This is a genomic window from Arcanobacterium wilhelmae (assembly GCF_029632765.1).
Taxonomy (GTDB): Bacteria; Actinomycetota; Actinomycetes; order Actinomycetales; family Actinomycetaceae; genus Arcanobacterium; species Arcanobacterium wilhelmae.
Map to the genome: position 1 here is coordinate 788,039 of NZ_CP121247.1, position 16,280 is coordinate 804,318.

Annotated in this window: 13 protein-coding genes and 3 tRNA genes; 9 read left to right on the top strand and 7 right to left on the bottom strand. The window is 61.0% G+C overall.

What is annotated here, in order from left to right; all coding sequences use genetic code 11:
* Positions 1 to 29 precede the first annotated feature (29 nt).
* The 4 genes from P8A24_RS03455 (at position 30) to P8A24_RS03470 (ending at position 3,580) form a co-directional block, all read left to right on the top strand.
* Positions 30 to 1,334: a HAMP domain-containing sensor histidine kinase gene (locus P8A24_RS03455; protein WP_278059769.1), complete on the top strand. Its 1,305-nt coding sequence runs from the start codon at positions 30 to 32 to the stop codon at positions 1,332 to 1,334.
* Entirely contained in the window at positions 1,331 to 2,017 is a 687-nt protein-coding gene (locus tag P8A24_RS03460; protein ID WP_278059771.1) for a response regulator transcription factor, read from the top strand. The genes P8A24_RS03455 and P8A24_RS03460 overlap by 4 nt, the downstream gene beginning before the upstream one ends.
* A gap of 82 nt (positions 2,018 to 2,099) precedes the next feature.
* Positions 2,100 to 2,393: a helix-turn-helix transcriptional regulator gene (locus P8A24_RS03465; protein ID WP_278059773.1), complete on the top strand. Its 294-nt coding sequence runs from the start codon at positions 2,100 to 2,102 to the stop codon at positions 2,391 to 2,393.
* A 242-nt stretch (positions 2,394 to 2,635) separates the two neighbouring features.
* Positions 2,636 to 3,580 (top strand): type II toxin-antitoxin system HipA family toxin, encoded by a 945-nt coding sequence (locus P8A24_RS03470; protein ID WP_278059775.1) that lies wholly within the window; start codon positions 2,636 to 2,638, stop codon positions 3,578 to 3,580.
* A gap of 58 nt (positions 3,581 to 3,638) precedes the next feature.
* On the opposite strand, the gene P8A24_RS03475 is transcribed toward P8A24_RS03470, so the two are convergent.
* Positions 3,639 to 5,465 carry an AMP-dependent synthetase/ligase gene (locus P8A24_RS03475; RefSeq protein ID WP_278059776.1) on the bottom strand — a complete coding sequence of 609 codons (1,827 nt, stop codon included), beginning with the start codon at positions 5,463 to 5,465 and terminating at the stop codon, positions 3,639 to 3,641.
* A 40-nt stretch (positions 5,466 to 5,505) separates the two neighbouring features.
* Entirely contained in the window at positions 5,506 to 6,408 is a 903-nt protein-coding gene (locus tag P8A24_RS03480) for a hypothetical protein (RefSeq protein WP_278059779.1), read from the bottom strand.
* Positions 6,409 to 6,445: 37 nt separating this feature from the next.
* Between P8A24_RS03480 and P8A24_RS03485 the strand changes: the two genes are divergently transcribed.
* A complete protein-coding gene (locus tag P8A24_RS03485; RefSeq protein ID WP_278059782.1) occupies positions 6,446 to 7,177 on the top strand; it encodes a fumarylacetoacetate hydrolase family protein in 732 nt (243 codons plus the stop codon).
* 61 nt (positions 7,178 to 7,238) lie between these two features.
* On the opposite strand, the gene P8A24_RS03490 is transcribed toward P8A24_RS03485, so the two are convergent.
* The gene (locus P8A24_RS03490) at positions 7,239 to 8,399 is read right to left on the bottom strand and encodes a MalY/PatB family protein (RefSeq protein ID WP_278059784.1); all 1,161 of its coding nucleotides are present in this window, start codon (positions 8,397 to 8,399) and stop codon (positions 7,239 to 7,241) included.
* Between the two features lie 92 nt (positions 8,400 to 8,491).
* On the opposite strand from P8A24_RS03490, the gene gltX reads away from it, so the two are divergent.
* The 4 genes from gltX to P8A24_RS03510 all read left to right on the top strand — a co-directional run bounded on the left by gltX (position 8,492) and on the right by P8A24_RS03510 (position 10,528).
* A complete protein-coding gene (gene gltX / locus P8A24_RS03495; RefSeq protein WP_278059786.1) occupies positions 8,492 to 9,991 on the top strand; it encodes a glutamate--tRNA ligase in 1,500 nt (499 codons plus the stop codon).
* Between the two features lie 242 nt (positions 9,992 to 10,233).
* Positions 10,234 to 10,305, top strand: a tRNA-Gln gene (locus tag P8A24_RS03500).
* A gap of 39 nt (positions 10,306 to 10,344) precedes the next feature.
* Positions 10,345 to 10,417, top strand: a tRNA-Glu gene (locus tag P8A24_RS03505).
* A gap of 38 nt (positions 10,418 to 10,455) precedes the next feature.
* A tRNA-Glu gene (locus P8A24_RS03510) sits at positions 10,456 to 10,528 on the top strand.
* A gap of 54 nt (positions 10,529 to 10,582) precedes the next feature.
* Here the strand turns inward: P8A24_RS03510 and P8A24_RS03515 are convergent.
* From P8A24_RS03515 to P8A24_RS03530, 4 genes are all read right to left on the bottom strand, one after another.
* Positions 10,583 to 11,977: an NAD-dependent succinate-semialdehyde dehydrogenase gene (locus tag P8A24_RS03515; protein WP_278059788.1), complete on the bottom strand. Its 1,395-nt coding sequence runs from the start codon at positions 11,975 to 11,977 to the stop codon at positions 10,583 to 10,585.
* A 186-nt stretch (positions 11,978 to 12,163) separates the two neighbouring features.
* Positions 12,164 to 14,167 carry a M3 family metallopeptidase gene (locus P8A24_RS03520; RefSeq protein ID WP_278059790.1) on the bottom strand — a complete coding sequence of 668 codons (2,004 nt, stop codon included), beginning with the start codon at positions 14,165 to 14,167 and terminating at the stop codon, positions 12,164 to 12,166.
* Positions 14,168 to 14,291: 124 nt separating this feature from the next.
* The gene (locus P8A24_RS03525) at positions 14,292 to 15,425 is read right to left on the bottom strand and encodes a glycosyltransferase family 4 protein (RefSeq protein WP_278059792.1); all 1,134 of its coding nucleotides are present in this window, start codon (positions 15,423 to 15,425) and stop codon (positions 14,292 to 14,294) included.
* A complete protein-coding gene (locus P8A24_RS03530) occupies positions 15,422 to 16,153 on the bottom strand; it encodes an IclR family transcriptional regulator (protein WP_278059794.1) in 732 nt (243 codons plus the stop codon). The genes P8A24_RS03525 and P8A24_RS03530 overlap by 4 nt, the downstream gene beginning before the upstream one ends.
* Positions 16,154 to 16,280: the final 127 nt, after the last annotated feature.

Below are 16,280 nucleotides of genomic sequence, written 5' to 3' on the forward strand. Positions count from 1 at the left end.
GCTGCTTTTGCGCTCGGGATAATAAGTGCATGATGTTAAAAAATCGGCCTATTTCTGTGCGTGCGGCAGTGTCCGCGAGCGCAGTATTGGCATTGGCTTTGACCGCGGTCGTTGTGGTTTTCGCGTATGTGCTGGCGGCGTCGAACGCGAGTTCGGCGCGGGAGTCGGCGTATGCGCAGGCGCAGGCATGGGCTGATCGTGTGGCGGATGGAACTCCTGTTTCCCAGATCATTGACGAGTCGTTGCGTGCCGGCGCGGAGCTTCAGGTTGTCAGTCGCGAACGAGTGGAGATGGGTGAGTTTTCGTCGCTTGCTCACAAGCCGTGGTTGCCAGCGCAGGCCGAGACGGGTGAGCTGAGTGTCGGATCGGCGCGCTACGAGGTGGTTGCTGTCCCTGCGGGTGATGCTCGCATCGTGGTGGCAGTTGCGGTGGAGACGGAAACCGTGCGCACCGCCGTCGTCGTGTTGGCGGCGCTTGCTGTGGCGATGTGGGGAGCAGCGACGGCGGTGACCTACGTTGCCGTGAAGCGTTCGTTGCGCCCGGTAGCACGAATGACGGCGGACGTGCAGGCGATTTCGGATGCTGGTGGCAGTGAACGTGTGAGCGTTCCGCCGAGCCACGATGAGATCGCTCGGCTCGCCACGACGATGAACGCAATGCTGGAGCGCCTCGCGCGCTCGGACGAGGCGCGCCGCCGGTTCGTTGCGGACGCCTCACACGAGTTACGTTCTCCGATCGCCACGTTGCAGGCGCACGTTGAGACTGCGCCCGACGCCGGTGCGGGCGAAGTCCGCGTGCATCGCAACCTTGCGCTGAGCGAACTTGAGCGGCTCGGCGGGCTTGTTTCGGACATGCTCACGCTGGCACGCGCCGACGACGCCGGTGTGGCGGCCGAGTTTTTCGACGTCAGTGAGTGCGTGGCTGGCGAGGTGTCGCGGTTGCGTGGTGCAGGGAGGGACGTGCACGCCACCATCGATTACGGGCCGGTGCGTGGCGATCAGGCCGCACTCAACCATGTGTTGCGTAATCTCGGCGATAACGCGCTTCGGTATTCGAGTGGATGGATCGCGTTGCGCATGGAAACGGACGGCGCGTGGGTCAAGATCCACGTGGATAACGAGGGCACGCCGATCCCGCAGGCGATGCGTGAAAAAATCTTTGACCGGTTCGTGCGCCTTGACGAGCACCGTGGACGTGACGAAGGCGGATCCGGGCTTGGGCTCGCCATCGCTTCCACGCTCGCTGGTGCGATGGGCGCAACTCTCACCACCGGCGTCGGGCCGGACGGCAACTGCCGTTTTACTGTGAGCCTGCCGCTTGCGAAGGAGGAATGATGCGAATCTTGCTGATTGAAGATCACGTGCCGCTGGCGCAGTCGATCGTGCGCGGGCTGAAGGCCGAAGGTATGGTCGTGGATCACGTCGAAAACGGGATTGAGGGGAGCTGGCTTGCGCGGAATAACCCCTACGATGTGATCATCTGCGACATCATGCTTCCGGGGAAGAACGGGTATCAGATCGTGCGCGAGCTTCGCCAGGCACAGGTGTGGACCCCGGTTCTCATGCTCACCGCGAAGGACGGCGAATACGATCAGGCCGACGCGTTTGATCTGGGGGCCGATGATTATCTGATCAAGCCGTTTCATTTCGTCGTGCTGGTGGCTCGGCTGCGGGCGCTCGCGCGCCGCGGAGCGCCCGCCCGGCCGGCAGTGTTCACGTGCGGTCCGATCACGATCGATCCGGCCGCGCATCTGGCATCGGCTGGCGGCGCGCCGCTTGAGCTCTCCGCAACAGAGTTTGCGCTGTTGTCGTTCCTTGTGCGTCGTGCGGGCGAAGTACTGTCCAAACCTGAAATTCTTGACAACGTGTGGGGAGCAGATTTTTCAGGGAGCGAGAACATCGTGGAGGTGTACGTGCGTAAGATTCGCACGCATCTGGCCCGCGCCGGCGTCGGCGATATGATCCACACAGTGCGGGGCGCCGGCTACCGGCTCGAGGTGGCCGGGGTAATCGGCTGACCTTCCACATCACATTGTTCTATGTTATGTTTGTGCAACATAGTAAGTCGGTGTGTTACTGATATGAAACATAGGAGGGGTGATGAAGCAACCAGACTTTATTGTGAATAAAAATCTGGAGGAGTTTGGCAACCATATGCGCAACTGGCGAAAGATCCGGCGAATGAGCCAGCAGGACGTGGCCGATCGTGCACACATCACCCGCCAAACGGTTGCGAAAATCGAACAAGGCATCGGCTCAGTGCGTTTCGAAGATGCGATCGCGATATTAAAAATCTTGCAGCAGGACCGCGTGGTTCTAGACGCAGTCAACCCGTGGAACAATGAGGCCGCACGTGCTCGGTGGATGCTCACTGAAAAGGAGCGGGTGGGATGAGTGGTGCATTCGATGTGCTCATGGGCGATGCGACAGTCGGGCATCTGACCTGGTTTGGTGAAGGAAAATTCGTCTGGAGCGAGTTTGCTTACAGCCCTCAGTAGCTGAATAACCCATCGGCATACGCGGTAAGCCCAGATCTTCCGCTCACTTCTCGCACGCTCAGCTTCGGCGGAGCTCCCTCGCTACCAGGGGCCCTCGAAGACGCGGGGCCAGATTCGTGGGGACAAAAGCTCATCGGTATGCGCCATCCTGGCCGCTCACTATCAGTTTTCGAGTATCTCACCGACGTCGACGACCGCACGCGCATGGGGAACTTGCGCATCGCCGTCGGCGGAGAAGTTGTTCGCGCAGAAACCGAAGAGATCCCGTCCACGACGGTTCTCCACGATTTTGCCGAACGGACGGCGAAGATTGGCCACCTATCGGACCACGAATTCGAGGTGATCGCCGTCGCAGGGTCATCTCTTGGCGGAGCCCGGCCAAAGATGACCATGCACGACGACGATTTTGGACTAAGTGTGGTCAAGTTTCCTTTCCGGTCTGACGACGACGACGATGTGGAAGGGTGGGAAGCAGTCGCGTTGAGTTGCGCTTCCGACGCCGGTATCGAAGTTGCGCCGTTCCGTCACGTAAGGCTAGGGGAGTTTTCCTCTGCGCTGGTAACGCGGCGCTTTGATCGCGGATTGGCTGGAGAGCGGATCGGATATATTTCTGCGCACACGGCGCTCGGTCTACCTGATGCCTCCCACCCGTACTCCTTTGAGATGCTCGCGAGCGTCATGGACGTCCTTTGCGATGATCCTCGTGCGGACAAGGCATCATTGTTTGATCGGGTTGCGGTGTCGATTGTCCTTGATAGCGTGGATGATCACATGCGAAATTATGGGTTCTTGCGGACGGCTGATGGCTGGCGACTTGCCCCTGCTTTCGACATCGTGCCAGACTTTCGCGCTCCGATGATTGAGGCAACCCCGATCGCGCATGGCCACTCAGGACGTGGGCGAACAATTGGCAAACTGGTTGATGCACATCAAATTTTCGGTTTGGCGCGTGAGGAAGCCGAGGCCCGTGTTGCCGGAGTTGTCGCTGCTTGTCGTCGTTTCCGCCAGTACGCACACAATTTCGGGATAGCGGAGCTCGATGATTCCGTGCTGGCTGAACGTATTGAAGCTCGCATCGCATAAACGTGGCCTGAGCTGAGAACGCTCAGCCCAGGCCACGTTGAGACAATATCTGCCCGCCTTACTTCTTCTTGCCCTTTTCTTCTGGCTTTGCGCCTGAGTAGAGCTTCTCGATCGCGGAAGCGAAACGGCGGTTCACCTCGGCGCGCTTGACCTTCAGCGACGGCGTGAGCAGCCCGTTCTCCACCGTGAAATCGGTGGGGAGCACCGAGAACTTGCGGATCGATTCGGCGCGGGAAACCTGCTTGTTCGTCTTGTCGATCGCACGTCCGAGCGATTCGAGCACAGCCGGATGCTTCGCGGCGGTGTACACGTCCATCGTGGTTTCCAACCCGTGAGCGGCAAGCCAGCCCGGCAGCATGTCGGCATCGAGGGTGATGAGCGCCGAAACGAACGGTCGCTGATCGCCAATGGCCACGATCTGCGAGATCAACGGGTGCGAGCGAAGCGGATCCTCAAGCACTGCAGGCGAGACGTTCTTGCCACCCGCCGTCACGAGCAATTCCTTCTTGCGCCCGGTGATCGTCAAATAGTTCGCCTTGTCCAACTCGCCGATATCGCCCGTGTGGAACCAGCCTTCGTCGTCGAACACTTCAGCGGTGGCTGCAGGATTGTGGCGGTAGCCGCGGAACAGGTGCGGGCCCTTGATGAGGACTTCACCGTCGTCGGCGATCTTGTATGTGGTTCCCGGCATCGGCAAGCCAACCGTGCCCATCCGAATAGCCTTCGGCGGGTTCACCGAGGTGGCACCGGTAGCTTCCGTCAGCCCGTAGGCTTCGAGGACTTTGAGGCCGATGCCACGGTAGAAATGGCCGAGTCGCTTGCCGAGCGGCGCGCCCGCAGAGACTGCCCAATCCACTTGCTCGCCAATCACATCGGTGATCTTGGACCACACGAGCTTGCGTGCCATCTTGACTTTGAGCTTAAGAATCGGGCCGTTCCGCTTCGACGACGAATCGACCGCAACCTGCGCAGCCCAACGGAAGATCTTGCGCTTGAGGCCGCCGCCCGCCTTGGTTTCCGCAGCGTTGTAGATCTTCTCCAGAACGCGCGGTACAACGAGCAGTGCCGTGGGCTTGAATGAAGTGATGTCGGCAACGAGATTCTTGATGTTCGGGGCGTGGCCTGCCACGCCAGTTCCCGTGATGATGTAGTAGAACACCACGCGGGCCATCACGTGTGCCATCGGGAGGAAGAAGAGCACGCGGGCATCCTTCGCCATCGTGATCACGGGGAGGAACTTGTGCACGCCCATCGTGGAATGCACAAAGTTTCCGTGCGTGAGCTCAACACCCTTCGGGTTGCCCGTTGTGCCGGAGGTGTAGATCACGGTGGCGAGCGTGTCCATGGTGAGGTTCTTCTTACGGCGCTCGATCTCCTCATCGCTCACATCCGTAGCTGCCGCATAGAGCTTCGAGATCGCGTCCCCGGCGAACGAGACAACCTTCATCAGCTCCGGAGTTGCCACCGATTCGACCATGGCCTTTTGCGCCTCGGATTCGGTGATCACGTATTTCACGTTGGCGTCTTCAAGAATCCAGCGCACCTGCTCCGCCGAATCCGATTCGTAGATCGGCACCACAACGAGGCCAGCGGAGAGCGCGGCCATATCGATGAGGTTCCAGTGATAAGAGGTGGCGGCAAAGATCGCGATCGAATCGCCCTCGGCGAGGCCTTCGCCCACAAGGCCACGAGCCACCACGCGAATATCCGCCTGGAATTCGGCCACCGTCATCGGCGACCACGTGCCAATCGCGAGCTGGCGCTCGATCGCCACCTGTTTCGGCGCGCGCTTTTCGCGTTCGTCGAGCATCCACGGGATGTTCATCCAGTGCTTCGTGGTAGCGAGAGACTTGCGAGTGACGCTTCCGTCACGGTTCTTCTTCATCAAACCTTCTTTCTTGGCGGATTCGCAGGTAATGCCAACTTTAGGAGCGGGCGCGGCCGAGCGCTACTGCTTGAGCGAGGGCGTCGGCTATCTTTTTCCGGAGTGCGCTCCCGTTTTTATATGCCTCGCGTTGGCGCTGGACGTATTCGGCACGCCCATCCACCGTTTCGACGGGGATGGGCTCGACGCCGATACTACGAGAATCGTACGGGCTCGCGGCTTGGTCGATTCGGCGTGCAGCGAGTGCCAGATCGTAGGCCTGGATCGCCCATTCGCTGGGGAAAATTTGGGGAAATTGGAGGCAGACGCGCAGCAGGTCCATCGTGACGTGAATACAACCGGGCTGTTCGTTCTCGATCACCGTTTCGTAGGAGGGCTGGCTCGCGTTCAGGGGCTTCGCCTCGGGTTGGAAGAACTGGAAGGCGTCGAAGTGGGAGCATCGAATGTTTGCTTCCTCGACCACGCGGTCGGTTTGCTCCTGCCCGAGCCTCAGCGGCAACGGGTGGCGCAGGTGGTCCGCTTTGTAGACCATGGCCCATTCGTGCCAGCCGAAGCATCCAAAGCGTGGCTCGCGCTCGAGAAGCTTTTCTTGGAGCGAGGCTTGGAACTCCAGCCCGTGGGCGCGCTCGGCGAAATACGTGGGGGAGAGCATGACGACGTCGGCGCCAGCCTCATACCAGCGGTTACGGGAGCGTTCCTCCCACCATGCGAGCGCCTCGCCGCCGCGCGGGCGTGCCAGCCCCACACCGCCGTCGTCGGCGATTCCCGGATGCCACGTGGCAAAGCGGCCCGGGCGGAGCGGATAGTACTCGTAAAGAAAATCTTCCATCGCGTTGGGGGTGTGATGGCTTTGCCGTTCCAGACGCCCGCCGGTTCGCGTGTTCGCCGCTTCTTGGTGGGCAAGGACTCGCGGCCACCACTGTTCTTCTTCGAGCACAATCATGAAACAAGTGTGGCAGGTTTTGCCTTACAGTGGGTGCATGAAGATTGCGCGACTCTCACTTGAATCCGGCCCGCGTTTTGGCGTGGCCGACGAAACTGGCAACTACCACATTATTGCGGGAGACCCGATCTATTCGGGCATTGAACAAACCGGCAAGGTGGTGCGTGAGGCGGAGGCCAACCTTGTGTCCCCAATGATTCCGCGCTCGAAGGTTGTGGGTGTGGCCGGGAACTTTGGGCAGGAAATCGATGGGCTGGCATTCCTCAAGCCGAACACCGCCGTCGTCGGCCCGGACGTGCCGATCACTGTGCCCACCTGGTCCACCCAGGTCGCCGTAGCCGGCTCTCTCGCGGTGATTATTAAGCGCATCTGCAAGGACGTGGAACCGGAGCAGGTCGGTGAGGTGATTTTCGGTTATACGGGGGCGATTGACGCCACGGACGTTGCGTCTTTGAAGCAGGGCTGGCTGGCCGAGGCGAAGGGCTTCGATACGTCGTTGCCGCTCGGCCCGGTGATCGAAACCTCGCTCGATACGACGTCTCTTGAGATGGCGCTCGAGGTGAACGGCGAGGTGCGTGCCAGCGGGAACACTGTGGATTTCACGCGCTCAGTTCCGGAAATCGTCTCGCGCATGTCCAAGGTCTTCACACTTCTGCCCGGTGACGTGATCCTGCTCGGACACCCTGGCGAGCTGGTGCCTGTTGAGGCCGGCGACGACGTTCGCTTGACGATTGAAGGGATCGGCACGTTGCGTAATCCCGTGGCATAGGGAAGAAACGCACAAGAAGGATCGGCGGGAGCCTGAGCTCGCGCCGATTCTTCTGTGTGGCTTACTTCAGTCCGAGCGCGGATTCAATTCTCTCCAGCGCCTCGGCGAAGACGGCGGGCGGCTCGGCGATCATCATGCGCGCGAAACGCTCCAGTCCTGGCCCTTGTTCCTCGCCCGGGGTGAGCGCCACGCCGAACTTTTCTAGGTGAGTTGCGGCCCCGACGTCGGCGGGTATGCGGCCGGCATCGTAAGCGCCAGAGAAATCGAGCCACGCGATGTACGTTGCTTCCATTGGCGTGAGCTTCACACCGGGCCAGGTGGCAACTCGGCGCGAGAGCTCGTCGCGATTGGCTCGGATCGTGGCAAGCGCCTCGCGCTGCCAGTGCCAGCATTCGTTGTATGCGACGGTCTGGGCTACGACGCCGAGTGTGGACAGTGCCAGCTCATCCTCGGCGAACACTGGTGCGAGTGTATCCAGATCCGCCGGATTCGTGAAAATCACCTGTGCGGCCTTATAGCCGGCCAGATTCCATCCCTTCGACGCCGACGTCGTGGTGATCGACTGGCGTGCGGCGTTGCTGGAAATTGTTGCGTAGGGGATGTGTTCGCCGTCCATCACGAACGGTGCGTGGATCTCGTCAGCAATGACGGGGGTTGCGGGGTAACGCGAAAGCACAGCATCGAGCGCCGTGAGCTCCTCGCGGGTATAGACGCGGCCGGTTGGATTTGCGGGATTGACCAGTATCAATACGGCGACCCCGGCGTCAAGTTCCCGCTCGATCGCCGCGAGGTCGAATGTGGTCCGGCCGTCGACGTCGGCGAACGGCACTTCCACGACCTCACGGCCAGTGAGCGGGATAACATGGCGGAATCCCTTGTAACCGGGAGTGAGCATGAGGATGCGCTCGTGTGGGCGCGCGAGCCGCGTGACGAGCAACTTGCCGATCGTGACGACGTCGGGCGCGAGGCTGACCTGGCTGGGGGAGATGTCGAGCCCGAACCGGGCGACGAAACCAGCAGTGGCTTCGCGCAGAGCGTCCAGTTGCTCCGGATCCAGATACCCGACGCCGGGACCATCGATTATTTCCTTCACAGCCTGCTGAATCTGTGGCGCGGTCCCGAAATCCATCTCGGCGCGCCACAGTTGGAGCGGCCGTTTCGGATCGGACCACTTCGGCGAGCCTGAGGAACGAAGATCATCAAGAGTCGAGTCAAATCCCATGAATCCAGCATATCGAACGTGCCATGGGCCACGTAAGGGTCAGGACGTTCGCTACGCACCGGCGTCGTGAACGGGTTTAGAATGGAACTACTATGACTACTTTGCCTCCTGCGGATACGATCCGCGTTCGTTTTTGTCCGTCGCCCACCGGCACACCGCATGTCGGCATGGTGCGTACCTGCCTGTTTAATTGGGCCTATGCCCGCCACACCGGCGGCACGTTCGTGTTCCGTATCGAAGATACCGATGCGGCTCGTGATTCTCAGGAATCCTACGAGCAGATCCTTGATTCGTTGCGCTGGCTGAACCTGGATTGGGATGAGGGTGTTGAGGTCGGCGGCCCTCACCCGCCGTACCGCCAGAGTGAACGCATGGACATCTACAAGGATGTTGCTGCAAAGCTTCTCGAGGCGGGCTACGCCTACGAGTCCTTCTCCACTCCGGCGGAGATTGAGGAGCGCCACCGCGCCAAGGGTGAGGATCCGAAGCTCGGCTACGACGGCTTCGATCGTGATCTCACTGAGGAGCAGAAGGCTGCCTACCGCGCCGAGGGCCGCCAGCCGGTTCTGCGTATCCGCATGCCTGACGAGGACTTGACGTTCGACGATCTGGTGCGCGGCGAAATCACGTTTAAGGCCGGTTCGGTGCCGGATTACGTGATCGTTCGCGGCAACGGTGATCCGCTCTACACGCTCACCAACCCGATCGACGACGCAATGATGGAGATCACCCACGTGTTGCGTGGCGAGGACATTCTCTCCTCCACCCCGCGCCAGCTGGTGCTTTACCGCGCGCTGATCGAGCTCGGCATTGCGAAGTGGACCCCGTACTTCGGCCATCTTCCATATGTGATGGGCGAGGGCAACAAGAAGCTGTCCAAGCGCGATCCGGAATCGAACCTGTTGCTCCACCGTGAGCGTGGCATGATCCCCGAGGGTCTGCTGAACTACCTTTCGTTGCTCGGCTGGTCGTTCTCTGCCGATCAGGACGTTTTCTCCCAGGATCAGCTTGTGGAGAAGTTCGATATTCACGATGTGAACCCGAACCCGGCGCGCTTCGACGATAAGAAGTGCATCGCCATCAACGCCGAGCACATTCGTATGCTCGAGCCGTCTGATTTGGCGCAGCGCCTCGTGCCGTTCCTGTTTAATGCTGGTGCGGTCTCGAACGAGAAGTACGAACTGCTCTCACAGACCGAGCGCCACTACCTCGATTCGGCGGCCCCGCTGGTGCAGACCCGCATCCAGCTGTTGGGCGAGGCTCCGGCCCTTATGGGCTTCCTCTTCGCTGGTGCCGATGAGCTTGAATACAACGAGAAGGCTGTGAACAAGCTCAAGGATTTCACCCCTGAGGTGCTGGCGAAGGCCGTTGAGGTTCTCGGCGCGCTTGAGGAGTTCACGCCGCAGGCGATCAAGGCCGCATTCGACGAGCAGGTGGTGGCCGCGATGGAGATTAAGCCGCGCTTCGCTTACGCACCGCTCTTTGTGGCTCTCACCGGCACGAACGTGTCGATCCCGGTGGTCGATTCGATGTCGATCCTCGGCAAGGACGAGACTCTCACTCGCATCGAGCGCTTCGCTGCCACGTTCTAATTCGCCGTGCAGTGCGCGGGGCGCGGGCGGGAACTTCCCGCCCGCGCCCCCTGTATGTTCCGCCAACAGAGCGGTTCGTTGCAAGGCGTGAATACATGGCGTGACGCTTCGGGCGGATCGGGATGGCGTCCCGAGGGAGGGCGGCTGTGAGTGAGCACGGTCACGGCAATCTAATTTGCTAGGTGGGTGCGAACCTGCCTATTATATTTCTCGTTGCGGTTCGAAAAGAACACGCGCCATATTGGGGTATGGTGTAATTGGCAGCACGAGTGATTCTGGTTCATTTAGTCTAGGTTCGAGTCCTGGTACCCCAGCGAAATAGCGTCAGCTATCTCAAAGCGAGTCATCGCAAGGCCCCGTTCGTCTAGCGGCCTAGGACGTCGCCCTCTCACGGCGGTAACACCGGTTCAAATCCGGTACGGGGTACGAATCAGAAGAGATTCTGGTTTACAACAAAATAATAGGCCCCGTTCGTCTAGCGGCCTAGGACGTCGCCCTCTCACGGCGGTAACACCGGTTCAAATCCGGTACGGGGTACAAAAGGAAAGGATCCGATCTTTCGATCGGATCCTTTCCTTTTATTGCCGTCGATCAGAACGAGCCGTCGATCTTGGTCTCAACCACGACCTTCTGGTTCACGAACTCCTTCAGGCCCCACTCGATTAGCTCGCGGCCGAAGCCGGAAAGCTTGGTGCCACCGAACGGTACATCCGCCTTCACGCCCGTGGGCTGGTTCCAGTACACCATGCCCGTATCGAGCTTGCGTGCCACCTGAGCGAAACGATCCTTGTCGGACGTGAACACTGAACCACCCAGGCCGAATGGCGAGGAGTTGGCAACCTCAATAGCCTCGGCCTCATCCTTGACGCGGTAGAGCTGGGTGACCGGGCCGAAGAACTCCTCGCGGGAAGTCTCCGAGCCTGCAGGGATTTCGGTCATCAGGATCGGCGGGAAGAAGTTGCCTGTTTCCGGAACCTCGAAATCGAACTCTTCAACCTTCACGCCGTCGCGGGCCTTTGCCGCTTCAACCTGCTTCTTGAGCCCTTCAACGGCCGATGCAGAGGACAGCGGAGCGAGGGTGGTGGCCGGATCCATCGGATCGCCGAGCACGAACTTCTTTACTTCGTCGCGGTACACCTCGAGGAAACGATCGTAGAGCGAATCGACCACGATCAGGCGCTTCGAGGAGCAGCATACCTGGCCGCCGTTCCAGTGGCGTCCGAATGCTGCCCACTTGGCGGCCTTCTCCACCTCGGCGTCGTCCAAAACGATGAACGCATCAGCGCCGCCGAGCTCGAGCGTGGACTTCTTGACGTACTTCGATGCTGTCCCCGAAACGGCTGCGCCGGCCGGCTCGGAACCGGTCAGTGCCACGCCGCGCACGCGAGGATCCGAGAGGATCTGGTCGGTGGCATCGTGTGAGGCGAACACGTTGACGAGCAGGCCGTCTGGTGCGCCCGCCTCCTTGAAGAGCTCCTCCATCTTCAATGCAGACTGCGGAACGATCGATGCATGCTTGAGCACGATGGTGTTGCCTGCTGTGAACTGCGGTGCGCCGATACGGATCACCTGGTAATACGGGAAGTTCCACGGCTCGACAGCGTAGATCACTCCGAGCGGCTCAAAGTAGGCCTTCACCTCACCGTCGGCGAATCCCTTCGCAGGGATAACCTCAGGCGCGAGGAGATCCTCGCCCTTCTCCACGTAGTACTCGAGCATGCCCACACACAGATCAACCTCGAGCTCTGCCTCGCCGATCAGCTTGCCCATCTCGGTTGTCAGCACCTTCGCGTACTCATGGCGCTCTGCCTTGAGAATCTCAGCCGCCTTGGCGAGCACCTTCACGCGCTCGGAAATCGGTCGATCCTTCCACTCCTGGAAAGTCTCATCCGCCTTCGTGATCGCTGCTTCGACTTCCTCACGGGTAGCAGTGGGGAATTCCTTCTCAACCTTGCCGGTAAACGGGTTCGTGGTTGCGTATGCCATTTTCTCTCCTCAAATTTCGCGACGTTGCGTAGAAGAATGTTGTGACCGGCGTCATTGCCGGATTGAGACCAGTCTAACACCAATTTTGCATTATGTGGGCAGATAGTCCTACGTCCAGGGCGAACTTTAGTCCTAAAAAGTGGGTGCAGATGGCACGCCACCTGCACCCACATGTGTCGAGCGAAGTTACGCCAATCCACGACGCTCCAACAGCGCCGCTGACGTCGGCTCGTGCCCGACCAGTGCCAGGAAGGAATCCATTACCGGACGTGACGATCCACGCGAGAGCAGTTCCTCGACGTAGCGCTGGCCAGCCTGACGGTTGAAACCACGATTCTCGCCTTGCTCGCCCCACCAGTGCTGTACCTCGGCAACCAAAACGTCTGCCCACAGGTACGAGTAGTAACCGGCGTCGTAGCCGCCCGAGAACGTGTGCGCAAAGTAGGCACTACGGTAGCGCGGGGGCACAAACTCGATCCCGTGCTTCGCCAGCGCCTCGAGTTCGAATGCTTCGACGTCGTCGGGAACCTGACCCGCCGAAATCCGGTGCCACTCCTGGTCCAGGAGCATCGCGGCCGTCAGCTCGGTGGTGGCGTAGTCCTCGCCGAACGTGCGCGCTGAAATCAGAGTGTCGATAAGCTCCTGGGGGAGCGGATCGCCTGTCTCGTAATGGCGCGCATAGCTGGCGAGAACCTGCGGATCCCACGCCCACATTTCGTTGAGCTGCGAGGGCATCTCCACAAAATCTCGAGGAACATTCGTGCCCGAGCGTCCGCGGTACGTGACCTTCGAGAGGAGGCCGTGAAGCGCATGGCCGAATTCGTGGAACAGCGTGATCACGTTATCCCAGGTAAGCAATACTGGCTCGCCCGCCTTCGGTTGCGGGAAGTTCGTGTTGTTGAGGATCACGGGCTTCGTGCCGTCGTGGGCGGAGTTCACCATCACCGAATGCATCCACGCGCCGCCCTTCTTACCCGGGCGGCGGTAGTAATCCGCTTGGAACAAGCCGATCCCGTTGCCAGCTTCGTCCTTTACTTCCCACGTCTTCATCGTGGGGACGTAGCCGGCGATATCCTCACGCGGGGTAAAAGTGATCCCATACAGGCGCGACGCCGCAAAGAAAACACCCTTCTCCACCACGTTCTCGAGGAGGAAGTAGGGGCGCATCGCATCGTCGTCGAGGCCCAGCTCGGCGCGCAACTTCTCCGCGTAGAACGGCCAATCGGCTGCCGTGAACTCAGTTTCACCGTCCGCTTCGGCCATCGCACGCAACTTCTCGCCCTGAGAGCGCATAGCCGCCATGGCCTTTGAGGCGACCGAATCGAGCAAATCCATGATCTTTTCCGACGAGCCGGCCATCTCGCGTTGCGCCACCACCTCGGCGTGGTGAGGGAAGCCGAGGAGCGCGGCGCGCTCGGCGCGCAGGCCCACAATCTTCTTCACCAGTTCGCGCGTGTCCGACGCGGAATGCGAACCCAGGCCACGCGAGAGCGACGCCTCGTGAAGCTTGACGCGCGTCGCATGGCGCGCAAGAACCGCAAGCGGCGGCTGCGAGGTGAAGTTCGCGAGTGGAACGAGGTAAGTGCCGTCTTCCTGCTTCCACTCGGCCAGCTGTGCGGGTGACGCGCCCTCAAGCTCCTCAGCGCTCGCCACCGGCAGAGCATTATCCTCCATCGCCTGAACCACACGGTGTCCGAACTCGATGCTTGCGCTGGTCAATTCGGAATCGATCGCGCGCAAGCGATCGGCGGCCGCACCTTCGAGTTCAATGCCGTGCATGCGAAACGCTTTGAGCGTATCCGACATCCACGTGCGCACTTCTTCGCTTTCGCCGGAAACGTCGAGGGAGTTCAGGCGCTCGAACAGAGGCTTGTTCAAGTAGAAGGCAGCCTCGTGCTCGGTGAGCTTTGGCCCGAGCTCGGCTTCGATCGGTGCGTACGTCTCGCCACCCATCGACGAGAAGTAGGTGAAGATGATCGAACAGATCCGGTCGGTTTCACGGCCGGCATCCTCAATTGCCTCGAGGGTGTTGGCGACCGTGGGAGGTTCGGTGTTCGCAGCGATCGCTTCCCATGCCTCGCGCTCGGCTACCATGGCGGCCTCCATCGCGGGGAGGAAATCTTGCGGCGTGTAGGACGTCCAGTCCGGGACGCCATAGGGCAATGTTGACGGTGTCAGTAATGTGTTCATAGGCGCCATTCTACCCGTGGCTACTGGCTCCGGCTTCGGCGCAAGTTCGCTACGAGCACGACGCTTGATCCGCCCGTACGAGCCGCGCCTGGCGCAAATAGGTCTCGAACGGCGCCTGTTACAGTCAGCTCAGCAAGTCGAGCAACGGGACGGCCGCTTTGGACCAGGTCCACTCCTGTTCGACCCATTCGCGCCCGCGAGAGCCCATAGCTGCCGCGCGCGCAGGTTCCTCAAGCAAGTATTCGATCGCTGCCGCGACGGCGTCGGCGCTCCGACCGTTCGTGACGATGCCGGTTTCGCCGTCGAGAACGGCTTCCGGTGCGCCGCCAGAATCCCCGGCGACGACGGGGCGGCCGGCTGCGTACGCTTCGAGATAGACGATCCCTAGCCCCTCGATGTCGAGTCCTCCGCCGCGCGTGCGTGCCGGCATGGCGAAAATATCAGCCATCGAGTAGTGGGCGGGAAGCTCGCTGAAGGGTACTTCGCCGGTGAAGACGATGTCTGCCGACGCCGTGCTCGCCGCGGCTCGCGCGCGTAACTTCTCACCGTAGGGCCCCTTGCCCACAATAACGAGTTTCGTCCCGGGGAAACGAGCGGTGACGCGCGGCCACGCGTCGATCAAGGTATCTTGCCCTTTGCGCTCCACGAGACGCGAGATACAGGCGACGATGGAGGTGCCAGGAGTGATTCCGTAGCGGGCACGAAGAGTTTGGCGTCCGGCGTCGTCGAATGCGAAGATTGCAGGATCAATGGCGCCGTGGAGTTGGACGACTGGCGTGTCGCCAATGAAAGGTGCCAGTCGGCGCAAAGTGGCGTTCGTCAGGTAGGTGACGACGTCGGCGTCGGCGAAGACTTTCCGCAGGGTCTGCCGCGAACCAGGGAGCATCGACCAGCCGATCTCGTGGCCGTGGGTGGTGGAAATGATGCGCCTAGCGCCGGCGGCTCGCGCAGCGTTGGCCATGATGCCGAGCGGCGCGGCCGCGCCGAACCAAACATTTTCCACCGCGTGCTCGCGGATCAGCTGTTGCATCTCGCGGCGAACCCCCGGCGTGGGGAGCATTGTGGTGCCGGGATACCTCACGACCTGGTAGGGGAGTGTGGCGTCGTACTCCAGGGCGCTTTGCGCCCCCGACGGCGGTGTTGAAGCGTAGACCACCAGCTGGAGTGGATCGATTTGGGTTGCGAATCCTTCGAGGAATGTTTGGATCCCGCCGGCGCGCGGTGGGAAATCGTTGGTGACAAGGAGGGTTTTCTTCACGAGACGGCCTCGGAACGCGCCAGGATTTGTGTCAGACGGTTTGCGGCACTGACGACAGCGCCTGCGTGCAACCGGCCGGGCTGCTGGCCCATGCGCTCGATCGGGCCAGAGATTGAGACGGCGGCGATCACGTTTCCGTTTGGGGAGCGCACGGGTGCCGAGATGGAGGCGACGCCGGGTTCGCGTTCGCCGACGGACTGTGCCCATCCGCGACGGCGGACGGCAGACAGGACAGTCGCGGTGAACTTTGCGCCGTTGAGGCCCTGGTGGAGTTGCTCGGGATCTTCCCATGCGAGGAGGACCTGTGCCGCAGATCCGGCATACATTGAGAGCGTGGCGCCGACTGGGATCGAATCGCGTAGCCCCATCGAGTGTTCGGCGCTGGCGACGCACACGCGCATATCGCCCTGGCGCTTGTACAATTGTGCGGATTCGCCGGTGTGATCGCGTAGCGCGACGAGAATGGGGTTCGCGGCGGCGAGAAGGTGATCTTCGCCCGCGGCTTTGGAAAGTTCGGCCAGGCGCGGCCCAAGCACGAACGAGCCGGAGGAGTCGCGAGCAACGAGCCGGTGGTATTCGAGTGCGACGGCGAGGCGGTGCACGGTTGGGCGGGCGAGAGCGGTTGCGCTCACGAGGCCTGCGAGGGTGAGCGGGCCATTTTCGAGGGCGGTGAGAACTGCGGCTGCCTTGTCGAGAACGCCGACGCCGCTTCCTTCAGTGTTTTCCATGAGTCGATATTGCCATCTCATCTGTCGAGATGCAACATTCCATATGTTGGCGATTTTGGGTGGTTGCGTGGTGCCACCGCAGGGGAGTTATTCCCTCGGCGCACCCACTCCTTCTGATGAGCGATTG